The organism is Halomonas campaniensis (assembly GCF_002211105.1).
GTDB classification, from domain to species: Bacteria; Pseudomonadota; Gammaproteobacteria; order Pseudomonadales; family Halomonadaceae; genus Vreelandella; species Vreelandella campaniensis_A.
This window is the reverse complement of the sequence record NZ_JPUA01000037.1, coordinates 356,765-378,612: the sequence shown is the minus strand read 5'-3', so window position 1 is coordinate 378,612 and position 21,848 is coordinate 356,765. Positions and strand designations below refer to the sequence as shown.

Genomic DNA, 21,848 nt, shown 5'->3' with positions numbered 1-21,848 from the left:
GACCGCCAGTGACGGCCAAGGCGGCAGCACACCGCTTACCTTGGAAGTGACCGTCACCGACGTCAATGAGACGTCTCCAACGACGCCGCCAATAATACCTCCTGAAGAGCCTCAGCCACCCACATTCCCTGTTCCTGGTTCGATTGCTGTAACTCCAGGGGCTTCTCAACCCAATACACCGTCAGGAAACATTTCTATTAGCGAGATCATTACTAATAATGGTACGAGTCCAGGGTCTGTCCGCCTAGTAGAAAATACCGGTAATGCCAATATTGTGACCGCTACGTTGCCGGGAAGAGTAAGTTTGCAACACGATGGCTCACGTACTGCAATCGATCAAGATAGTGCGATGGCTGACTTAATCGCAAGTATTGTTGGTAAATCTCCAGCCAATATGCCTGAGCAAACGAATGTTGCTTCACAGTGGCTATCTTCGCTCGCAGAAGGGGCTCTTCTGGATATTCGTACGCTAACTTTTAGCGCTATCGAGCCTATTGCCACGCCCATTGTCCTAACGGGTAATGCCAGTAACAACAGTCTGTCTTCTCATATTGAAGCGTTTGTTATTGACACCTCTGCTCTACCAGTTGGAACGTCGCTCCAACTGGATAATATCGAATTCGCCAGTATCGTCGGCAATGCTGTCATTACGGGCGGGAGCGGAAATAATATCGTGATAGGCGATGATGCCGCACAGTCCATTGTGTTAGGCGAGGGTGATGATGTGTTGTATGGCGGTGGCGGGGATGATGTCATAGGCTCTGAAGGGGGGGATGACCGTCTCTTCGGAGGCAACGGTAATGACGAGCTCTTCGGCGGTGCAGGGGCTGACCTGTTACATGGTGGTAGCGATGTGGATGTGGCCAGCTATCAAGGCAATCGTGAAGAGTATGTTGTTACGCAGGTGCATAGCGTCATTACTGTGAGCCGTATAGATGACCCCAGCGATGTGGATACACTGATCAATATTGAGACGCTTCGCTTCACCGATGATGAAGAAAGTATCAGCTACGTTAACGATCTTGGGTGGATTACCGGCTTATATGCCCAAGTACTAGGACGTCAAGGAGATGTTGAGGGAGTTCAGTACTGGGCTCAGCGCCATGAAGAGGGAATGAGCAAATCAGAGATGGCTCTGCTGTTTATCAATTCAGTGGAAGCTGGGGAGCAGCTCACTACCCAGGATCAAAGTATAGAAGCCATACTAGATATTCTCTATCAGTCGCTCCTTGATCGTGAAGCTGATGCAGAAGGTAAGGCCTATTGGGCTAACCAATTAGAAAACGGGGTATCGCTGCGCGATGTAGCCGAGGGCTTTATGGCGTCTGACGAAATGCGCGCACATGATCTCGCGCATACGCAGTGGGATTTTATCGCTTAATATTTAGCGAGATGTATTAAAACACCTGCTCCGGCACCAGATATTGGTGCCGGATTTTTTGTGCGCGCCAGGCAGGACGCGCAGCGCCTTAACCGGCGCTGCTCCTGGGGATGGTGGCTCAGCGAGCCTTCTTCTCGGGCAATGACTTTGGCCTGGGCGATATGGTCGTTGCACCCTTTATCATACAACTTATGACATATCGGCTTAACCTGGCAGCCGCGCACCCATCTAGATCGCAGCGAGAAACGAGGCACACTCGGGAGGACAGCGAAGCTGCCCCAGGTAATGCCTAAAAGCTCGCCTCAACCTCCGCCAACTCATTATCCTGCGCCTGCAATACCTCGCACGCCAACCCATGGCGCTGAGCACTCTCAATCAACGGCCCTAAGATCGCCCCGCGCTCGGTGGGGCGTTTAGCCTCCACATCCTGCAACATCGAAGCCTTATTGTTCGCGGTGTTCTCCACCACCTGCCAAACCAACGCCAACCACGCACCCTCACCGTTGCCATCATTGGGCGGCGCAATGCCCTCGGCAAGCATAATCGCCGCGACTTCCTTTACCACCGCCTCCACACGGCCCGCATAAGCTTGATCGAGCAACTCGCCGTTACGCACACCATTTAACGCCACTAAAGGATTAATCGCCGCGTTCACCGCCAGCTTCTGCCACAAGCGCTGGCGAATATCACACACCTTTGTAGCGGCAAGCCCTGCCTGGGTTAATGTTTGCGCCAGTTCTTCTGCCAGCGCACCGTGCTGGTTATGCAAATCGCCAACAAAGGTATGTCCATGCCCCGCATGCACCACGCCATCATCACCGGTTAGATAAGCACCTTCGGTTGTTGTCGCGCATAACACCGGCCCAGGCCATGCCTGGGTAATACGCGGCTGCGCCAAAAAACCGTTCTGCCACAGCACCAGCGGGGTAGCAGGGGAAATACAGTCAGTAATGCCAGCCAGCGCCGACTCAGCCACCATGGCCTTGGTAGTGATATGCACAAAGGCGGGCGGTTCAGGCGGGTTTGATGCCAGTTGAGCTATCGTCAACGAGTTTAACGGCACCACACGCTGTTCACCCTCTGGCGTGGTCAGCATCTGCCGCGCAGGCAGCGAACGGCGGCCAAGCAGCGTGGTAGTCGCTATTGGAGACAGTGAATGGGCCAGCAGGCGGCCAATGGCACCTGGGCCGAGTATCCAGTGTGTTGTCATATCAAGCACGTACTCAGCAGCGTCGTTGTCGCCAAGCTTACCTCGTTTGTTTTAGGGGAGCGAAGGTGAAAAAAGCCAAGCAAAGGGGACTAATGGCTAGTGACGGTGGTAAACAATGTCTGATAGTTTGAAGCTAAGTGAATTTGGTGAAAGAAGTGGTCAATGCGTGACGGCGTGTGATGCCCGATGTTGTCATGAGGCATTATTACATGGCTGCTTTCGACCCTGAGCGGTCATCCCGGCAAATACAGCCGTCACGTTCATATGGTATCAGGGTATTTTAACTAATCATTATTATGCGATCAGAAAAAAGGACGTACAGTTCAGATGATTAATGATTCAGAATATTTTCAAATAGCTTTTTACATCATTAGCCCTGTTATAACATTTTTGGCGGTTGCTATTGCCTATCTTGCGATCTACCGACAGTCAAAACCCTGTGTATCTTTGCATTACGAGCCAAGTAATGATGTTGCGTCCGTGATCGATTTAGTAATCTGCAATACAGGGGGTGGGACTGCCAGAGACATGGAATTTTCTGAGGCGATTCCTGTCAGCTGCTGGGGCATCGAACAACCCTTGAAGAATGAACAACCAGGGTTTCTCGAAATAAAGATTCCTCATTTATCTCCGGGCAAAGAGTTGAGGTGGCAAGCTGGCCAGTATGGGGGATTATCAAAGCAAATCGGTGACGGTGTTCCCGTAACTGTATCATATACGTATCGAACGCCCCTTAGTATAAAAAAGAAGGGAAAAGAAACTTCCATCCTTGATGTCGCATACATGGGGCGTATGCACTCATCTAATAGTCCCGCATATGATTTGGCGGATGCGATGAAGGGGCGTAATAATACAATTTTTCTGAAAACTAATAATCAATTAGAAGCGATAAATAAGAATTTGTTAAAAATATCCTCGGCACTAGAAGCGCGTAATGACACAGCCGATTAAAAAGCCATAAAAACAATCAACTGCGTTTATGTGGCGCCGGACAGCTTTCTCTGCTCTTCGTTTCAGATGTCGGTTGTTGGGGCTTTAGATGTAACTAATTAGAGGAGGGTCGAAGATGGGGTGGAAAGGAACAGTTCGTTCTATTGGTGCAGCAGTCCGCGCCGCCGAACGAGATGCAAAAAGAAGGCAGAGGGATCTTGAAAGGCGCCAACAGCAATATGAAAAAATGCAGGAACTAGAACAGGCTGCATATGAAGTGGAAGTCTATGAAAATCATATTGATGTTATTCAATCAACTCACAAAGAGGGCAGTCCTCCAATAGACTGGCATAAAGTTGCTTCATCTAAGCAGCCTGTCAAACCCAAAATAAGTAATGATAATGAGTCGGAGGCGCGTCAATCACTGGAGTCTTATAAGCCTGGGCTTATAGATCGTCTATTCAAGCGAGAAGAAAAGAAAAGAGAGTTTCTTATTCAAAAAATTGATGAGGCCATAAGGAAAGATGAGGTCAACTATAAATCTCGCATTTCAAGGTGGGAGAAAGATACAGAGGAGTGGACAGAAAGTGTCGGCATGGCCAATGCCCTTTTAGATGGCAAAGCGGAAGCAAAAATTGAAGTAATTGACAATCTGCAGCCATTCGCAGAAATCTCTAATCTTGGGTCAAGTCTATCAGTCGCTGTCTACGGAAATGGAATTTTAGAGGCAACAATAAATGTTCATGGAGCTAAAATAGTACCATCTGAAACGAAAAGTTTACTTCAAAGCGGTAAGTTGTCTGTTAAAAAAATGCCAAAAGGAAAATTTAACGAAATATATCAAGACTATGTATGCAGTTGTGTGTTGCGTGTAGGCAATGAGTTGTTTTCAGCTATTCCTGATAATCTTGTTATTGTTACAGCGATAGACAAGTTGCTTAATTCTAAGACGGGTCATTTAGAAGAGGCTCCGATTTTGTCTGTAGCGATGTCACGTAGCACGATAGAGAATCTTAATTTGGAAACTATTGATCCATCAGACTCTATGGATAACTTTAAACATAATATGTCGTTCAAAAAAACTAAGGGTTTCGAGCGAGTGGCATCTATTGATCCAGAGGGGCTAGATGATACATCGTCCAGCAGCTAACAAGGCCATAATTTACTTTCCTTTCGCTGCACTTCGGGCGGCAAATTGTGGTGGCGTTATATCAGCATTGCCTCAATCTCCGCCCCTTGCCGATAACGGCAATCCAGCTAGGGCCAGCAGTGTCAGCCCCAGCGATCAATGAGCATCAGGATCGTTCACAAGTTCTCCAGGTCATGGCAACCCCAGGCATTGGACGCCAAATCACGACGAGGCTCAGCTCGACAGCCCTTCGTGACCAGGCACGAAACCGCCCAGCAGGCGGTCGATTTCCTTGGCGGGCATCGGACGGTAGAAGAAGAACCCCTGGACGAGGTCGCAATGCATTTCGCGAAGCAATGACAACTGTTCGGCGTTCTCGACGCCCTCGGCCACCACCTCCAATCCCAACCGATGACCGATGAAGATGGCACCCTCCATGATGGCCCTATCCTTCGGCTGTGTGGGAGCGTCGTGGATGAAGGAACCATCGATCTTCAGGGCGGTGGCTGGAAAGTGCTTGAGGTAGCTCAGGGAGGAATAGCCCGTCCCGAAGTCGTCGATAGCAATATGAAAACCGCGATGATAGAGGCGCCGCAGATCCTCGAGGACGGTCTCGTCGGCTTCGATCAGGACACTCTCGGTCAATTCGATGCCGATATCCCGCGGGCCTAAGCCGTGACGCTGCAGCGAGTCCTCGAAGCTCTTGAGTGCATCGGGACGCACCAACTGACGACCCGAGACATTGATGTCGAGGCGGTGCTGATGAAATCCCTTGGCACGCCATTCTACCTGCTGGCGGCAAGCCTCTTCGATGACCCAGTCGCCCAGACGATGGATCAAACCGGAGCGCTCGGCCAGCGGGATAAACTCGGCAGGCGAGATCGTCGGGCCGTCGGCAGGCTCCCAGCGTATCAAGGCCTCGAGATTCTCTATTCGCCCACTGGCCGCCGAGACCTGGGGCTGGTAGTGGAGGGAGAATTCACCGTTATCCAGGGCTTCCTCGAGTCGCGCCGAGAGATAGTGCTGGCGAACCAGCTCATCATGGAGCTTCTGTTGGAAGAAGCGAACAGCACCCCGACCATCCAGTTTGGCACGATTCTTGGCAACATCGGCATTACGGATCAATTCGCGTGACGATTCACCATTCTCGGGAAAGAGTGCCACGCCCAGACAGGCTGTGACCTGACGCTCCCGACCATCCAGGACAAAAGGTTCCCGAAAGACATTCTGGACATGACGAACGACCCGTCTGACATCGGAGTCCAAGTGGACGCCGGGAAAGGCCAGTACGAATTCATCGCTAGAGACACGAGACACCAGGTCGGTGACTCGCTGGCGCTCTCTCAGTCGCCGAGTCAGCTCAACGAGCAGGTGATCACCCTGATCATAGCCAAGGGCATCATTGATTTCGACGAAGTGATCGATGTCCAGGTAGATGGTTGCCAGGCCATTGCCCTGGCGTCGACAGGAATCCAACAGACTGTCCAGGTCGACCTCGAAGGTCTGGCGGTTAGGTAGATGGGTGAGCCTGTCGAAATGGGTGGCGAATTCCAGGTCGCGGTGGGCGCGCTTTTGGTCGGAAAGATCGACATCCACGCAGAACATCAAGGGTGATTCGGTATGCTCATTGAGCATCAGATGCTGCGAAAAGACCGATACCAGTTCACCGGTTTTGTGCTTGAGTTCGAGCTCATCGGCGGGTATATCGACCCCTTCTTTGATCCAGGCACCATGCGCCTGGATCACTTCGTCACGCATGAAGGCAGGAATGATCAGATCTTCCAGTAACTGTCCCAGGGCTTCCTCAGCGGTATAGCCATAGAGACAAGTGCTACCCTCATTCCAGTAAATCACTCGCCGATCGCGATCATACCCCTGAACCGCCACTTTCGGCAGACTCTCCAACAGGGCGCGGAATCGCTGCTCACTCTCCAGATACTGGCGACGTACTAACTCGACTTCTTCCTTGCCGGCGTCATGCGAATCGATGCCGCCCGTTGAAGGTGTTTTAGATACCTTCGATACGAGCTTACTGGAAAACTTTCTACGGTTCTCCTTAAGGCGTTCCGAATCTCTGTGATGTCGGGAATCGCTGGCAGTCATGGGATCCACTTAAAGAAAAAACACTGTCAAGAGCCGCCATAATGGCGACGTTAGGCACTTTGTTGTGATTATCCTACACCTATCTGTAGGAGATAACCTACACATATACGTCACCAGCGGCCTGATCCTTTTTTTAACATAATTACTCGTTTCAAGAACATTCCTTTGACATATCCTTTCAAATCTTTTCATTTTCCTTCTGTTGACCGCAATGTTTACACCGGCAACACCGGGCAATTTCGCCCAGTTAACAGGAGAATACCCACATGAAACTAGATACTCTCAAGCATGGTTTCGACCTCACCTGCTTGCCTGCCAATTCACTCGCCGGTTATTGGAATCCGGGAGTGACCGAGGCGCTGAGGCATCAGGATTGGGCAAAAACCGATATTCGGGAGCGAATCGATCTGACCGCCTGGCAGGGGTTTGTCGCTGACCTGCCGCGCGACCCCTATGTCAATCAGCGATGGAAGCGGATGTCATGGCTCGCCCTGAACGACCAGGGAGATGTCGAGGATATGGGCCAATGCCCCATGGCTCAGGGGGGGGCCTTCAATGACGCGGAAAGCATGGCGGATCGCCTGCGGTATTATGATCCGCTGACTCGGGAATTCATGGCACGCCCCGATGTGAAGGCCTTCGTTCGCGCCTGGGCAAGGCTTTGGAGTATCGGTGCGCACGAACCCATTCTGATGCAGATCACCGGGGTTCGCGGAGAAGGCAGCGTCGACCCCCTTCAGGGGCAGGGGATTCATGCCGATGGCTGCAAGGCCTTAAGCATTCTGATCCTCAATCGAGAAAACGTGGCGGGGGGTGAAAACCATCTCTACGCAGACAAGGCTGGAACGCAACCTTTGGTCGATATCACCCTGGATCCGGGTGATATCCTTCATCTGCGCGATGACCGGCTATTCCACAGTGTCGACGGGATCGAACAGCTCGACAGCAAGGCACCCTTCGAGCGGTTCATCATCATCATCAACAGCCGCTTCGTGGACGACTTCCAGAACCGGATGTTGCGTCGCCACTTCCCGGAAGCGATCCTCAATGGGAGCTACTGATACTCTCGGTCAATTGAAAACCTAGCAACACCAACGCCCCCGGAACTCCGGGGGCGTCTTGGTTGTGAGCCTGACTGGCGATGTTCCCGCCGGTGGTGCTGAGAGTGAGGTCAGGGAGCGATGCGGGTACTGGCATCGGTAAAGCCGATCAGCGAAATATCTATATCCATGCGTTCACCGCGTGGACTAATCATGCTAAGGGTGGCCGTATTGCCACTGCGGAGTTGCTGCAACATCGAAGACTCAATGGGCACGTCAGCGCGGCACCCTTGCTCCTGGCAGACCTGATAGGGGAACTGGACTGGCTCACCGTTATCCACACTGAATTGCAAGCCCGGGGCCAGACGTACCCCCAGCGGTACGAAGAAGCTCATCACCGGGTCATCGATCTGGGGCAGGTAGTCGAGAACTACCTGCATCAAGGGCTGGTCGCTGTCAGGTTGAGTGATCAATTGCGACATTGCGCAAGGGCTCGGGCCCTCGGCATTACGCTGGCACCGAACTTCCCAGTCCTGGAACGACTCGGTGGTGAAATCATTACCGGAGGCGGCCCCCGGTTGTTGTTGGCTGAAGGCATTGGGAGACAACGCCAAGAGCGATAGTAGCCCCATCCTGCATAGGTTTTGAGACAGGTTTTGAGTAAGAGAGTTCGGCATTGGCGCAACCTCCTGTTGGTTCGCTGATGGTGGATAATGATACTTACCATGCCTGCTTGTTCGCTTGAGGTCGAGCCCTCGATGTACGAAAGCGTGGTTGGGCGGTTTTACCTTCCTCACCAACCAGTCTTCCTGAGCGTTTTTTATTCAAGAGATAGGGCGGTTTGAACGCTCTCAAGGCTGCTGTTTATCCTGACGATATAAATATGACCTTATACCTTGAGCAATATTAAGATATGCCCAGGATTTATTTATATGCCCGCTTACCTTTGCAGTTCTTATTGGCGTGGTTTGTATATTGGTCAATTAAAAGTGGAAGGCAAGAGGGTGAAGGGGGTGTTTGAAATTCTGTAAGGTAACAAAGTTTTCGTTCTATCATAAGCTGTGCCTAACACTACTGCATTTTGCTATTACCCTAGCAGAGGGCGGTAGTGCTTAGGTAGTTAGACTCGCTTAGTTCCCTAGTACATTGGTTTCGCTTTTCTTTGATGATTTAGCCGCTTTCTTTTCTTTGGCTGTTAGAAGGGGTTTCTTTTTAGTGTCTTTTTTACTGTCTTTTCCTTTGCTCATGCTATTTACCTCTATTGATTCATTAGTTGACCCATTAAGCTGTATGAAACCAGCGTCCGAAAGCTGATGTTAGCGCATAAAGTGTCGACGCGCATTGTTATATAGTTAATACCCTACTAAAACGTAAAAGCTGGCCCCACCCTAGCCTGTAGTGCACTGGTGTGGCTAGTCTGGATGTCATCAGCCTCTTTTAATCGGCTACAAGCCAAATATTCATTTTTTCAGGTGGCGGGGCAACTCACTGCGTTGCCCACCTCTGCTTGAGCCACGTTATTCGGTGCCCGAGCTGCTCTCTTCCGGCTCTAGCTGCCCACGCCGCTGTAGCCATTGCATCACGATCCAACACAGCGCTGCCCAGCTCGCCCCGGCTGTCCAGCCGGCAAGCACATCGGTTGGCCAATGAACGCCGAGATAGACGCGGCTTATGCCCACCAGCAGGGTCAACAATATCGCCAGTATCAGAAGGTAAGCCTTTAGCCTCAGCGCGGGCTGTACGCGAATGAGTAGCGCGGCCAGGGTGAGGTAGGTTACGGCAGACATCATTGAGTGGCCACTGGGAAAGCTCGCGGTGTAGACCATGGCTTCATGAGGCACGAGATCTGGGCGAGGGCGATCAAAGCCCAGCTTCATTACGGTACTGAGAAGTATGCCGCCGGGCACCGCGATTGAGGCGAAGAGGGCCGCGCGATAGTGCCTGGCAAGTAACAGGTAGCCCAGGGCGCCCAATGTGATGAGTACCAGCACGCCGACACCGCCCAGTGCGGTAAAGTCACGGCCCATTTCCTCAACCCAGCCCGGCCCGATGGGGTCGCTAAGATCTGCGGGGTTGCGAAGGGCGAGCAGCAGGCTCTCATCGATGCTATGGGTGTCTCCCTCGATAACTTCTTCGGCCAGCGCGACGAACCCCCAAATCCCACCGGAAAGTACCGCGACGCATAGCAGCATCGCTAGTTCGTAGCGGCCGAGCCGAGCCAGTAGGGAAAAGCTTTTGCGCCCAACTTGTCCCAGTTTTTCATGGTGCTTCATTTGCAACTCCTTTGCTTTGAGAAGGGGTACGCAGCGCCAATTCTGACGTTTTGACTGGAGAAGTTTGGCAGGATAGTCAGGCATTGTCGCCGAAGGTCTAGCGCTAGGCGCGGGGGCTGTCCTGATGATACTGCCTGAAGTGTTGTCGAAACGAAGTTGGCGTGTGTCATTTCTGAGCCGGATTATCTTATATGATTCATGCAACCATTTGATAATAATGGTAATTCATAACCTATGTTAGGTTGGTAAAGCAGGTGATTGTTTTAGAATAACGCTAATAAAACCATTTGCCTGAGGGGTAACAGAGTGTCTCTCATCGATACAGAAGTGATGCGGGGCCTTAGTACTCAAGGCGCGCTGTCTCAAGAAGACAAAGCGCTATTGCTGGGCCTTGAGCTCAGCCCTAGATATATGTCAGCTAGCGAGGTGCTCTGGCAGGAGAGCGAGGATGCTGATCTGTTCTGCGTGGTTAAGGAGGGCTGGGCATACTCCTATCGTAACTTGAAAAATGGTTCAAAGCAGATCCTCAAGTTCTACCTTCCTGGCGATATCATCGGCATTCGTGATTTTGGCTTCACCCGCCGCCTGGCAAGTGCGGCAATGATTAATAAAGGTGTGATTTGTCCATTCTCCTATCAGCAGCTTTTTGAGCTCTTTGGGCGTTCAAGCCTAGCTGCCGGTATCGTGGCCACAGCAACGCGTCAGCAGGCGCAGCTCTCCGAACGGCTGATCTACCTCGGCAAGTATGCGGCCCATGAGCAGCTGGCGCACTTTCTCTACGAAATCTATCTGCGACTGAAACGGATCAATGCCGTTAGGGATAATAGCTTTTTCATGCCGCTCACGCAGGAGCTGATTAGCGATGCGCTAGGGATGAGCCCGGTACACGTGAGCCGGACTTTCTCGATGCTGCGTGAGGAGGGCTTGGTGATCCGAAACCGCCAGCACGTGAAGTTGCCCGACCCCGAAGCGTTGGCGCGGTTAGTCGAATTCAATGATAGCTATATCGATGAATTCCTACCTCCCTCGTTTTCTGAACTTTTAAAAGCTAGCCCATAAAGCGCCGATAGCCTCATATTGGCTGGTAACAGCCCCGACCAAAACCCCCAGCTTCCACAAGAAGCTGGTTTCACCCATAGCTAATCTTCCTCCATCACTTCCTCGACCCATTCCACCCACGTTTCGGTCAAGCGTTTGCCAAGCCGAAGTGTGTGCCAGGGCGCGCGCTGGGCAGGCGTTAACGTCTCTGGGTTACTAAACCACTCCCGTTCGATGGCAGCGTAGGTCGTTAGGCGTTCCTGGAGTTGCTTCCTGAAGGCAGTGAACTCTTTGCGGCGGGCCTCTTCAGGCCAGCGTTCCCAGGCGAAAAACTTGGCGAACAATGGCTGGCGAACAGGGCTGGTGGACAAGGGCTCGGCGAGCCAGGTATCCAGCGCTTGACGGCCCGCTTCGGTCAGTTGGTAAACCTTGCGGTCAGGGCGTTCGGTTTGTGGCAGTGTCTCGCACGTCAGTAGGCCATCGCCGCGCATGCGGTCAAGTTCGCGGTAGAGCTGCTGGTGGCTGGCCTGCCAAACATGGGCAAGGCCCGCTTTGAAGCGTTGCAGAATATCGTAGCCGGTGCCGGGTTCACGCTGCAGGGTAATTAATAAAACGGCGCGTAGGGACATAGGGAACCGTGTGTTGTGAGAACGTTATGCACATAGTTGCATAATGAAATGACAGAGACTAGCCTTATGCAACAAGTTGCATTTGACAGACGATTGACTTGGCTCTCGGAGGTTTCATGGCGTTTACCCTGCATCTCTACGCGTCTCTTCTGGCCCTGGGGCTTGGGGCTATTGTACTGCTCTTGACCAAGGGCACTGTGACTCATCGAATAATGGGCAGTACTTGGGTGCTGGCCATGGCTCTTTCAGCTTTGAGCTCCCTCTGGTTTGGCGGCGGCGTGCTGCCGCTGATAGGGCACTTTGGGCCGGTTCATCTGCTTTCGTTATGGGTGTTAGTAGCGCTTGCTGTTGCGGTGTCAGCTATTTTGAAGGGCAGGGTAGAGCAGCATCGCAGTTGGATGACTGGCGCCTACCTGGGACTGGTTGGTGCTTTTATCGGTACCCTGGCACCAGGGCGCTGGCTAGCCGTTCAGCTAGGTATGTGGTGATGCTTAAAAGCAAGCGTGATAGAGAGAGCCACCGAGCTTCTAGCAGACCACTCCAATCATTATTGAGCTTATGCTAACTTAGCATTAACAACCTGTGAGGTGGCTTTCCATGTCTATTGAAATCTGGTTCGCCTTTGCCCTGGCGTCCGTGGCGTTGCTCGCTATCCCTGGGCCAACGATTTTGACCGTGGTTAGCTACTCCATTGCACAAGGCAGGCGCGCCAATATTCCGCTTGTCGCTGCGGTGGCATTGGGTGATTCAACCGCGCTGCTCTTTTCACTGCTTGGTCTGGGAGCGGTGTTAGCCACCTCGGCATTCTGGTTCACCGTGATCAAATGGATCGGCGGTTTATACCTGCTGTATATGGGCATTAAACTGTTGCGAGCCGGTATATCGTCGGTGCAGCCGGTAACACCAGCGGTATCAGGTTCGCGCTGGAAGCTCTTCACCAATACCTATCTCGTGACTGCGCTTAACCCGAAAGGCATTATCTTCTTTGTCGCCTTTTTGCCGCAATTTGTCACCCCGAACGCCGATGCTGGGCATCAACTGTGGATTCTTGCGGTTACATTCGTGGTGTTGGCAACGCTCAATGCCACTCTCTACGCCGTATTCGCAACATCGGTGCGCAAGATACTGGCATCGCGTCGTGCCCAGCGTCGCTTCAACTTGGTTGGCGGAACGTTACTCTCTTCAGCGGGTGTCTGGGCGCTGCTTGCTAAGCGGCCTGCGTAAGCAAAGGCCGGTAAATTTGATGATGGAAATGCGGTACCTAGCGGGAGACAACTGTGAGTGAACCCCTTAAAGAACTGCTAACGGAACTTGAGCAATTTGGCCAACAAAACGATGCCGCCATTTCTGAACGCCCAAGACGAATGCTGAATGTCACCCGCGATACGGGGGAGTTCCTATCGGTACTAGTTCAAGCAACCAATGCCCAAAGAGTGCTGGAAATTGGCACCTCGAATGGGTACTCCACCTTGTGGCTGGCCCAGGCAGTGCAGAGGATTGGAGGGCACGTTACCACCGTAGAGCTTTCCGAATTCAAGCTGGAGATGGCCGCGAGAAATTTTGCGCGCTCAGGCCTCTCTGGTTTCATCACCCAGCATCAAGGGGAGGCGGGTGGTCTGCTTGAGAGGCTGGAAGATGCTTGTTTCGACCTGGTTTTTTTAGACTCAAAACGCTCTGATTATGTGCAGTGGTGGCCGAATATCCAGCGTGTTTTACGCAAGGGCGGGCTGCTTGTGGTGGATAACGCCACTTCCCACGCAGATGAAATGGCTGATTTTATGGCGCTGGTATCGGCAGACCCCGATTTCACCACGTGCACTGTACCTGTTGGCAATGGCGAGTTTCTGGCAACGCGGTGTGGGTAACACCTGCTTAGCGTTAAAGGCGCCCTGGCTGACCAAGAAAGCGGAAGTCGATTTTTTAATCAGTGAACCTAAACAGTCAGAATATAAATGGAATAAACCATGGTCAGAGATGCGATAAAGGGTGATGCGGAAGCCATAGCGCACATTTATAACCACTACATCGAAAATACCGCTATTTCATTTGAAGAAAAGCCAGTATTGGGTTCCGGCATCCAAAGCCGGATTGAAAACGTTCAGGGTGCCGGGTTGCCTTGGTTGGTGGCAGTGGAAGATGATGCTGTGGTGGGCTATGCCTACGCTACCAAATGGAAGGAAAGAAGCGCTTATCGATTTTCAGTCGAAGCCAGCGTCTACCTTTCCAATCAGGCGCACGGTAGGGGCTTGGGCGCAAAACTTTACGAAACGCTCTTTTCCACGCTCAAAGAGGGCGGGATTCATGCGGTGATGGGCGGCATCACGCTTCCCAACCCCGCCAGTGTCGCACTGCATGAAAAAATGGGCATGAAAAAAGTGGCCCATTTTGAAAAGGTAGGGTTTAAGTTCGATCAGTGGCACGACGTTGGCTACTGGCAGCTAAATCTGAATGCCTGATGGTGACTCAATACGCGAAAATTAAGACTGATGTAAGTGGATAAAGTATGGAGAGCAATTGCCTCTTCTAGGCGTGCCGCTATTGGGTAACGCGCAATAAACGCATGGTCATGATGTTAAGCCATCCAGCGCTCGTATCTCGCACTGTTTATGGCGAGCTTTGGGGAAAAAATGACAGTCACTGAAATTAAACGCCCACAAGAGCTGTCGCGTTTGCGTCGCCTTGCTCTGGCTGCGCAAGGTTTGCTGCAGAATCAACCTTATGGACGTGGCTTAGCCGGAGCCCGTGAAGCGATTAATCACCTGGGTTATGTTCAGATAGACACCATATCTGTGGTTGAGCGAGCCCATCATCATGTTATTCACTCCCGAGTACCTGGGTTTGAGCCACACATGTTGAACCAGCTGTTGATCAATAAAGACATTTTTGAGTATTGGTCGCACGCGGCTGCATTTTTACCCATTACCGATTTTCGCTTTTCCTTGCCCTACAAAAACGCTATCAAAAGTGGGCAAACGCATTGGTTTAGATCACTTGATAAAAAGCTAATGGGAGAGTTGTTGGCTCGCATACGTTCAGATGGCCCGCTGCGCTCCCGAGATGTAGGCACTAGTACCATAAAACGCGCAGGCTGGTGGGACTGGAAGCCAGCCAAAAAGGCACTTGAACAGCTGTATATGCAGGGCGATCTGATGGTCAGCGACCGCGACGGCTTTCAAAAGACATATGATCTAACCGAGCGGGTATTGCCATCCCACGTAAATGTGCAAATGCCCTCTATGGAGGAGTTCGCAGCGCATCTTGTAGACCAACAATTGCGCTGTCATGGCTTTGCTTCACTCAAAGGGCTGACTTATCTGCGCCGAAATGCTCAGTTACGCAAAGCTGTGAATGCCCTGGTCAATGAAAGGTTAGCGCAAGGTGACTTAGAGAGAGTGAAGGTGAGTAGTGGCGATGTGTTTATATTGGAAAGGGGCGCGCTCGAACGCCCCCTTCCTCGTTTAAAAGAGCGCATGTTGATTCTTTCGCCCTTCGACAACAGTGTCATTCAGCGGGAGCGGCTCAAAGCGCTATTTAAATACGACTATCAGTTGGAGTGCTATGTGCCCGAAGCCAAGCGTCAGTACGGCTACTTTTGCCTGCCGCTACTGTATCGCGATGCGTTTGTTGGCCGGATGGATTGTAAAGTCCATCGCAAAACCAGCCACTTAGAGATCAAGAATTTACATTTCGAACCACACGCTTTTGATGAAAATAGAGTCGTTACTGCTTTTGTGGAAGCCATTGTTCAGTTTTGCCATTTTCAAAAATCTGACTCAGTGGCTTTGAATGCAGTCCAGCCTGAACACCTGACGCAGCGGTTGCGCAGTGCGTTAAAATCCCTAGGGTGAGAATCAAGGCAGGGTTGGGGGGATTACCCTTTTGCTTTTTGGCGGGTGAGTTCCTAATTCTTCATGTGCTGTTTGAGGCCTTCGTGGTATAGGCTTATTGGCTGTGAATTAACAGCGGCTCAGTGGACGACCCGCTGACGTACAAACGTTAGCTATCATATTATCGATAGCGCTTAAGCGAGAGGATTGCACCAATGACAGGGACTAATGAACCATCAACGACAGCATTGTTGAGCGATAACCGGGTGAAGGGGCTCTTGGTCATCGCGATTATTGCGGTGGTCTGGGCCGTTCTGGCGCACAACATTGCAGGGTCACGACAAGACAGCATGGAAGCGCTCGAAGCGCGGTTGGCCGAAACTGAGCGAGAGCATCAGCAGATTCAGGCGCAGATGTCCGAAGTGGAAGCCGCGGAGCTGGGCTTGGCGACACTGCAGCAGAGAATGAGCGGCCTTGAGGTTGAGCAAGCTGAAGCTGAAGCCACACTTGCTTCAACGCGCGCAGATATCGCCAATGCTGAAGAAGACTTGACCGCTTTACGGGGTGAGCGTGAAACCCGCGAAGAAGAAGTGGAGACCCTCAATGAGCAGATCGACGAACGGCAGAACAGCCTTGAAGAGCTGAATGAGGCCTACGCCGAGGTAGAAAAAGCGCAAGAAGAGGCCGAAGCCGCCCGCGATGCCGCTCAACAGTCTCGGCAAGACGCCGAAGACGCCCGCAGCGAGGCTGAAGCAGACCTTGAAGCGCTCAACGCCGAGATTGAAGAGGCCAATACTCAACTTGCCGCGGTGAGAGAACAGATAAGTGATTTAGAAGAGACCCGTGAAGCGCTCACCGTTGAAATCACCTCGCTCGAAGTGATGCGCGACGAAGCGCAAACGCCTGAGTGATTTACAGCCTTAACGAATAATACCTCGCAGCGAAGAGATCTAGACGTTTTTCCCCGATACTTTAACGGGGAGGTTCTCGACGATATCTACCGCTCCGCCAAGGAGTGGTAGGTTCGCTAGAGCTTCATACCGAGCTGGATTATGTCCGCCTGTTTGTGACCGACGATAACGACCGGCACCTTGGGCTGGGTAGCGTTGATAAACGCGACGAGCGCCACGCCTGCGAAGCACCTTACACTCTCCTCATGCACGTTTCTTAATCTAGGCGACACCATCCGATGCATCGGCGATTTCTATTACCTGTTTTTCTCTTGGGGCTGATGGCCTCTTTGTCTGGCTGCGGAGAAACGCCCACCGGGCGCTCCCAGTTGGCGTTAGTACCGAACGCGTTAATGGCTGACATGGGGGAAGACGCCTTTAATCAGCTACGCAATAGCCAGCCGATCCATCGCGATACGCAGGCTAATCAGTTGGTGCAGTGCGTGGCTGAGAAAGTGGTGGCTGGCGCTGAGGCAAGCTACCCAGGGCTCGCTTTCCCTGAACGCTGGGAAGTGGTGGTGTTTGAGGATGCTTCCCCCAATGCGTTTGCTCTGCCGGGTGGGCGCATCGGAGTGCACAGCGGGCTACTGCGAGTAGCTGAAACGCCAGCCCAGCTAGCGGCGGTGATTGGGCACGAGGTGGGGCATGTGTTGGCGGATCACGGCAATGAGCGGCTTACTCAGCAGCTTGGCATTAAAGCCGTGTTATTGGTGGTGGGGTTATTAGGGGAAGAGGAATTTGGCAACCAGCAATTGATGCAGGCCTTGGGTATTGGTGCCCAGTTGGGCATTAGCCTGCCTTTCAGCCGCACCCATGAGGAAGAGGCCGATTTGATGGGCTTGGAAATTATGGCTCGTGCGGGGTTTGACCCGCAGGAGAGCGTGGCCCTGTGGCGCAACATGGCTGCTAGCGGTGGTGGTCAGCCCCCTGAATTTCTTTCTACGCATCCTGCCCATGAATCCCGCATTCGGGCATTACAGCAAGGGTTGGAAAGGGCCACGGCCAGCTATCGTGCGGTTACGCCTGCTGAATGTTGAGATGAGTGGTATCGCGTTATTGATAAAATAAGAAAATTGCCACGTGACGTCGGGAGTGTGGGGCTGTGCCATTACAGAAACAACAGTATCAGGTGCATGGGTTAACCGGGCAGTTTTGCGATGCCAGCCGTGAGTTGATGTATCGCCGCTCTATCCAGGAAAGCGTTCGGCGTGAGTTTAGCCTTGCCGTGAGCGTTGCAGCCTGTGTCTTCGGCATGTTCGCGATTTCGGATTACTACCTACTGGGCCTTACCAGGGAGTTCTATCTGCTGCTTACCATGCGAATAGTGGTGGTGAGCATTTGCCTGTTGGTGGCACTCGTGGTGCGGCGCTGGGGTGGTAATGATTATCGTGCTTGGTTGCATGCCTTACCTCTGTGGATATTTGCCACGGGTATTATATTGATTGTCCCCCTACGACCCGAAAGCCTCCCCACGCAAATCACCGCGGTGGTGGTGGCTACCATGGCGTTTTATCTTCTGATTCCCAATCCGCTAACAGTCGTGACAGCGGCCAGCCTCTATTTGAATATTGGTTTTTTAGTGGCTGCGGTGCTGTTCGCGGGGCTAGCGCCGATAGCGACGCTGCTGGTCGCACTGTTGCTGCTTATGGGCAGCGTGGTAGGGTTTTTCGCCCTGCTGCGCCTGGAATGCCTGCAGCGCAAGCAGTATGCAATGCTCCATGAAGAGCGTGAGCAGAACCACTTATTACACAAAGAAATCGCGCACCGGAAGTCACTTGAGGAGCAACTGAGGGTGGTCGCTGAGCGGGATGCGTTGACCAGCCTGAATAATCGCGGCCACTTCATAACACTGGCTAAAGAACTGCTGCAACGCTCGCAATCACACAAGGAGCCGTTCAGCCTGTTTATGATCGATGTGGATCACTTCAAACGTATTAACGATACCTGGGGGCATAGCCATGGGGATTGGGTGCTGACCCAGATTGCTGAAGTCTGTGCGGAATCGCTGCGCCCAACGGATGTGATAGGGCGCTTTGGTGGTGAAGAGTTTGTCGTCGCCCTCCCGGACACCAGCTCGGGCGATGCGCAACTGGTCGCAGAGCGTTTGAAAAAGAAGGTGGCTGAGCTTTCATTAACAGAAGAGATGGGCAAACTGCGCCCAAGCGTCACCGTTGGCGTGGCGGCTACCGATTCAGAGGAAGCCGATCTGGAGTCTTTGATTAAACGAGCGGATGAAATGCTTTATGTTGGCAAGCGTGGGGGGAGGAACCAAGTCGTCGTCTGCAGCGATGTTGTCGAAGCACCAGCTTCACCCGTTGGCAACAAGTAGCGCTTTCCTATGCCCCCATCACTGCTGCTAATGCTCGCCGATACCCTTTTAATTCTCCACGTGCTGTTTGTGGCCTTCGTGGTGTTAGGCCTGGTCGCCATTTACGCAGGCTATTTCTGGAACTGGCAGTGGGTGCGTAATAGAGTCTTTCGCATCGTACATCTATGCGCCATTGGCTATGTGGTGGTTCAGGCTTGGTTCGGGGTGGTTTGTCCATTAACTACCTGGGAAATGTCGCTGAGGGCAGAGGCGGGCGCCGCTACTTATTCGGGCTCATTTATTCAGTACTGGCTGCATAGCCTGCTCTATTTTACCTTGCCTGAGTGGGTGTTTGTGGTGGTTTACACACTATTCGGTGGCTTGGTGTTGGCCAGTTGGTTTGTGGTGAAGCCTTGTCAGCACTCTCGCTAGAAGATGGGCGTGTACTAAACTTTGTGTATCACACTGTGCTTGGAAGCGAACCCATGCGACACCTATACCTAATGCGGCATGCCAAGGCTAAACAGCCCAGTGGCGATATGACCGACCATCAACGGCCGTTGCGAAAGCGTGGTAAACGTCAGGCAGCGGCGATGGCGCATGTGCTTCAGCACTGGCAAGCGTTAGAAGGGGGGATTTACGTCAGTACAGCGGCTCGCACACGGGAAACCTTCGATGAGATCGCAGGCCAACTACCTGATCATACCCTGGTCAGCCAGGTTCACTTTGATGAAAACCTTTATACGTTCGATGGTGGCGGGCTGCAGGCCTGGGTCGAATCGTTGCCAAACGAAGCCGAAAGAGTCCTGGTGATTGGGCATAACCCGGCGCTGCATGATCTGGCTCGTTGCCTCGACCAGACAGCGCCGCATTCGCTGCCCACCGGGAGCGTTCTGCATTTCACGCTGTCCGGTTCTTCTTGGAAAAGCGCGGGGCATAACGGAGCCAAACTGGCAGGGTGCCTGACCCCGGAAATGGCCAGCTATCCGCTTTTTCAGCGCCTTGCCCCCCAACCACCCAAAAGCAATAACGACACCGCCAGCCGCATTCGTGACATGCTAGAGCACCTGTATCAGATGATCCGTGCCTTGGAAGCTGGTGTTATCGCAGGTGTTGACCCTGAGTTCCTGCACCAGTACCGGGTCAATCTGCGTCGTAGCCGGGCAGTGGGTGAATCCGTGCGCACCATTACCCGAGTGCCTGGCCTGAAAAAGATGCTTAAGCGGCTCAAGCAACGTGCCCAGGCTACCAGTGACCTGCGTGATATTGATGTGTTTCTGGAGGATATGGTCAAGACGCCTCCACCGCTCACTTCTGGTAGTCGCCAGGGATTGATGCAGTGGCTGCTGGCTTGCCAGCGGGAGCGCCACCAGGCACTGTGTCAGCAGTTAAATGCACCGGCATATGCTGAGGAGATGGAGTCATGGCAGCACTTTATCGCTTCCGATGACGTTGGTAAGGCACTTTCGAAACTTACGCCAAAGCGTATCCGTACGGTACTGAATGCGCGTATCGCACGCCACGATGAAGACCTGGCGGCACTCTCGCTGGATACCCATGACACCGGGTTCCATGAACTGCGGAAGGGCGTGAAGCGGATTCGTTACCTGGCTGATCTGAATCCAGAGATCCCTGAGCCGTTTCTGTCCCAATTGAAGCACCGCCAGCGCCTGCTCGGGGAGTATCAAGACCTGTGTTCTCGTCAGGCCTGGCTGGATGCCTTTGGCGCAAGCCCCGATAACGACCCGCAGCAACAGCAGGAGTGTGTTCAGTGGCGCGATTCGTTAGAGAAGCCGAAGCTGGTGCTGCGCAAAGAAGTATTGGCGTTGGAAGCTCTGGCCAACGTGTCCCCGTAACAACGTAATCAGATAGCCTTGCCGCCAATCGTTACGCGATATATGATTCGTATATGCTTCATATTCGTTTCATATATTGGTGGTGTGATGGGTATCGTAAAAATCAATGATCAGTTGCATGAAGACATTCGCAAAGCCAGCTCGGTGATGGTGCGTTCTATCAATGCCCAGGCTGAGTACTGGATAAAGGTGGGCATGCTTGCCGAGGCCAATCCAGGCATGACCTTCTCTGACATCATGCGTGAGCAAATGAAGCAAGCCGACGTTGAAGTAAGGAAGGTGGTCGGTGAGTGAGCTGACGCTAAAAAGCGAGGAGGAGTTGCGTTTGATGCGGGAAGCCGGACGGCTACTCGGATTGGTGTTCAGTCATCTCGACCAACGGATAGCGCCCGGCGTATCCACCATGGCTATTAACGATTGGGCCGAGCGTTATATCGTCGATCAATTGCAGGCTCGCCCGGCCAGCAAGGGGCAATACGATTACCAGTACGTATTGAATGCCTCAGTCAACCACGTGGTGTGCCATGGCATTCCATCCGACAAGCAAATACTCAAAACAGGCGATATCGTCAATGTCGATATTACCCTGGAGAAAGACGGCTTTATTGCTGACTCCAGCAAGATGTATCTGATTGGCGATGTGACTCCCTATGCCAAGCGACTGGTCGATAAAACCTACGAGGCCATGTGGCAAGGAATACAAGCGGTTAAGCCCGGTGCCACGTTGGGTGATGTAGGCTACGCAATTCAGCAATATGCCGAAAAGTACGGCTACTCTGTTGTACGTGAGTATTGTGGCCATGGAATAGGCCGAGAAATGCATGAAGAGCCCCAGGTTTTGCATTACGGAAAGAAAGGCAGGGGCTTGGTTTTAAAAGAAGGGATGGTTTTTACCATCGAGCCCATGATTAATCAGGGCAAGGCCAAAATAAAAACCAAACGGGATGGCTGGACAGTAGTGACCAGTGACAAGAAACTGTCGGCTCAGTGGGAGCATACGATTGCCGTCACATCCTCTGGTTTCGAAGTGCTAACACTGCGTGATGAAGAGCGTCCCCCAAACGATATTAACGAATAACAATCGTATTCCCTCTTTCTTAGCTTTAGCGCTCTATTCGTTTAAGAATCGTAGTCTGAAATTCATCTGGCGAAGCATCTCAGGTGCGTTAAGCTG

The 21,848-nt window shown here is 52.4% G+C and carries 22 protein-coding genes; 17 read left to right on the top strand and 5 right to left on the bottom strand.

Going from position 1 to position 21,848, the window contains the following annotated elements; translation table 11 throughout:
* On the top strand, nucleotides 1–1,381 hold a 1,381-nt coding region (locus tag JI62_RS19130; RefSeq protein ID WP_205737552.1), incomplete at its 5' end, for a DUF4214 domain-containing protein.
* Between the two features lie 289 nt (nucleotides 1,382–1,670).
* Here the strand turns inward: JI62_RS19130 and JI62_RS19125 are convergent.
* The gene (locus JI62_RS19125) at nucleotides 1,671–2,591 is read right to left on the bottom strand and encodes a ketopantoate reductase family protein (protein WP_088701683.1); all 921 of its coding nucleotides are present in this window, start codon (nucleotides 2,589–2,591) and stop codon (nucleotides 1,671–1,673) included.
* Between the two features lie 327 nt (nucleotides 2,592–2,918).
* Between JI62_RS19125 and JI62_RS19120 the strand changes: the two genes are divergently transcribed.
* Both JI62_RS19120 and JI62_RS19115 read left to right on the top strand, forming a co-directional pair.
* A complete protein-coding gene (locus tag JI62_RS19120; RefSeq protein WP_088701682.1) occupies nucleotides 2,919–3,542 on the top strand; it encodes a hypothetical protein in 624 nt (207 codons plus the stop codon).
* A 115-nt stretch (nucleotides 3,543–3,657) separates the two neighbouring features.
* A complete protein-coding gene (locus tag JI62_RS19115; RefSeq protein ID WP_088701681.1) occupies nucleotides 3,658–4,671 on the top strand; it encodes a hypothetical protein in 1,014 nt (337 codons plus the stop codon).
* Nucleotides 4,672–4,884: 213 nt separating this feature from the next.
* On the opposite strand, the gene JI62_RS19110 is transcribed toward JI62_RS19115, so the two are convergent.
* A complete protein-coding gene (locus tag JI62_RS19110) occupies nucleotides 4,885–6,753 on the bottom strand; it encodes a putative bifunctional diguanylate cyclase/phosphodiesterase (protein WP_240513302.1) in 1,869 nt (622 codons plus the stop codon).
* Nucleotides 6,754–7,019: 266 nt separating this feature from the next.
* Between JI62_RS19110 and JI62_RS19105 the strand changes: the two genes are divergently transcribed.
* Nucleotides 7,020–7,814, top strand: a complete 795-nt coding sequence (locus tag JI62_RS19105) for a 2OG-Fe dioxygenase family protein (protein ID WP_088701680.1) — start codon at nucleotides 7,020–7,022, stop codon at nucleotides 7,812–7,814.
* Between the two features lie 110 nt (nucleotides 7,815–7,924).
* On the opposite strand, the gene JI62_RS19100 is transcribed toward JI62_RS19105, so the two are convergent.
* Nucleotides 7,925–8,470 carry an invasion associated locus B family protein gene (locus JI62_RS19100; RefSeq protein ID WP_088701679.1) on the bottom strand — a complete coding sequence of 182 codons (546 nt, stop codon included), beginning with the start codon at nucleotides 8,468–8,470 and terminating at the stop codon, nucleotides 7,925–7,927.
* A gap of 840 nt (nucleotides 8,471–9,310) precedes the next feature.
* Complete coding sequence (locus JI62_RS19095; protein ID WP_088701678.1) at nucleotides 9,311–10,066, bottom strand: phosphatase PAP2 family protein; 756 nt, start codon at nucleotides 10,064–10,066, stop codon at nucleotides 9,311–9,313.
* Between the two features lie 306 nt (nucleotides 10,067–10,372).
* On the opposite strand from JI62_RS19095, the gene JI62_RS19090 reads away from it, so the two are divergent.
* Complete coding sequence (locus tag JI62_RS19090) at nucleotides 10,373–11,125, top strand: Crp/Fnr family transcriptional regulator (protein WP_088701677.1); 753 nt, start codon at nucleotides 10,373–10,375, stop codon at nucleotides 11,123–11,125.
* An 80-nt stretch (nucleotides 11,126–11,205) separates the two neighbouring features.
* On the opposite strand, the gene JI62_RS19085 is transcribed toward JI62_RS19090, so the two are convergent.
* The gene (locus JI62_RS19085; protein WP_088701676.1) at nucleotides 11,206–11,733 is read right to left on the bottom strand and encodes a PadR family transcriptional regulator; all 528 of its coding nucleotides are present in this window, start codon (nucleotides 11,731–11,733) and stop codon (nucleotides 11,206–11,208) included.
* Between the two features lie 116 nt (nucleotides 11,734–11,849).
* Between JI62_RS19085 and JI62_RS19080 the strand changes: the two genes are divergently transcribed.
* From JI62_RS19080 to map, 12 genes are all read left to right on the top strand, one after another.
* Entirely contained in the window at nucleotides 11,850–12,221 is a 372-nt protein-coding gene (locus JI62_RS19080; protein ID WP_088701675.1) for a DUF2306 domain-containing protein, read from the top strand.
* 109 nt (nucleotides 12,222–12,330) lie between these two features.
* Nucleotides 12,331–12,957 carry a LysE family translocator gene (locus JI62_RS19075; protein WP_088701674.1) on the top strand — a complete coding sequence of 209 codons (627 nt, stop codon included), beginning with the start codon at nucleotides 12,331–12,333 and terminating at the stop codon, nucleotides 12,955–12,957.
* 53 nt (nucleotides 12,958–13,010) lie between these two features.
* The gene (locus JI62_RS19070) at nucleotides 13,011–13,598 is read left to right on the top strand and encodes an O-methyltransferase (protein ID WP_088701673.1); all 588 of its coding nucleotides are present in this window, start codon (nucleotides 13,011–13,013) and stop codon (nucleotides 13,596–13,598) included.
* Nucleotides 13,599–13,697: 99 nt separating this feature from the next.
* The gene (locus tag JI62_RS19065) at nucleotides 13,698–14,189 is read left to right on the top strand and encodes an arsinothricin resistance N-acetyltransferase ArsN1 family B (RefSeq protein ID WP_088701672.1); all 492 of its coding nucleotides are present in this window, start codon (nucleotides 13,698–13,700) and stop codon (nucleotides 14,187–14,189) included.
* A 171-nt stretch (nucleotides 14,190–14,360) separates the two neighbouring features.
* On the top strand, nucleotides 14,361–15,581 hold the full coding sequence (locus JI62_RS19060; protein WP_088701671.1) for a winged helix-turn-helix domain-containing protein: 1,221 nt from the start codon (nucleotides 14,361–14,363) through the stop codon (nucleotides 15,579–15,581).
* Nucleotides 15,582–15,775: 194 nt separating this feature from the next.
* The gene (locus tag JI62_RS19055) at nucleotides 15,776–16,471 is read left to right on the top strand and encodes a hypothetical protein (RefSeq protein WP_088701670.1); all 696 of its coding nucleotides are present in this window, start codon (nucleotides 15,776–15,778) and stop codon (nucleotides 16,469–16,471) included.
* Nucleotides 16,472–16,749: 278 nt separating this feature from the next.
* Complete coding sequence (locus JI62_RS19050) at nucleotides 16,750–17,547, top strand: M48 family metallopeptidase (protein WP_088701669.1); 798 nt, start codon at nucleotides 16,750–16,752, stop codon at nucleotides 17,545–17,547.
* 65 nt (nucleotides 17,548–17,612) lie between these two features.
* Nucleotides 17,613–18,839 (top strand): GGDEF domain-containing protein, encoded by a 1,227-nt coding sequence (locus JI62_RS19045; protein WP_088701668.1) that lies wholly within the window; start codon nucleotides 17,613–17,615, stop codon nucleotides 18,837–18,839.
* Nucleotides 18,840–18,848: 9 nt separating this feature from the next.
* Entirely contained in the window at nucleotides 18,849–19,250 is a 402-nt protein-coding gene (locus JI62_RS19040) for a DUF2784 domain-containing protein (protein ID WP_088701667.1), read from the top strand.
* Nucleotides 19,251–19,303: 53 nt separating this feature from the next.
* On the top strand, nucleotides 19,304–20,674 hold the full coding sequence (locus JI62_RS19035; RefSeq protein ID WP_088701666.1) for a CHAD domain-containing protein: 1,371 nt from the start codon (nucleotides 19,304–19,306) through the stop codon (nucleotides 20,672–20,674).
* Between the two features lie 87 nt (nucleotides 20,675–20,761).
* The gene (locus JI62_RS19030) at nucleotides 20,762–20,968 is read left to right on the top strand and encodes a ParD-like family protein (protein WP_088701665.1); all 207 of its coding nucleotides are present in this window, start codon (nucleotides 20,762–20,764) and stop codon (nucleotides 20,966–20,968) included.
* Complete coding sequence (gene map, locus JI62_RS19025) at nucleotides 20,961–21,752, top strand: type I methionyl aminopeptidase (protein WP_088701664.1); 792 nt, start codon at nucleotides 20,961–20,963, stop codon at nucleotides 21,750–21,752. The genes JI62_RS19030 and map overlap by 8 nt, the downstream gene beginning before the upstream one ends.
* Nucleotides 21,753–21,848 lie beyond the last annotated feature (96 nt).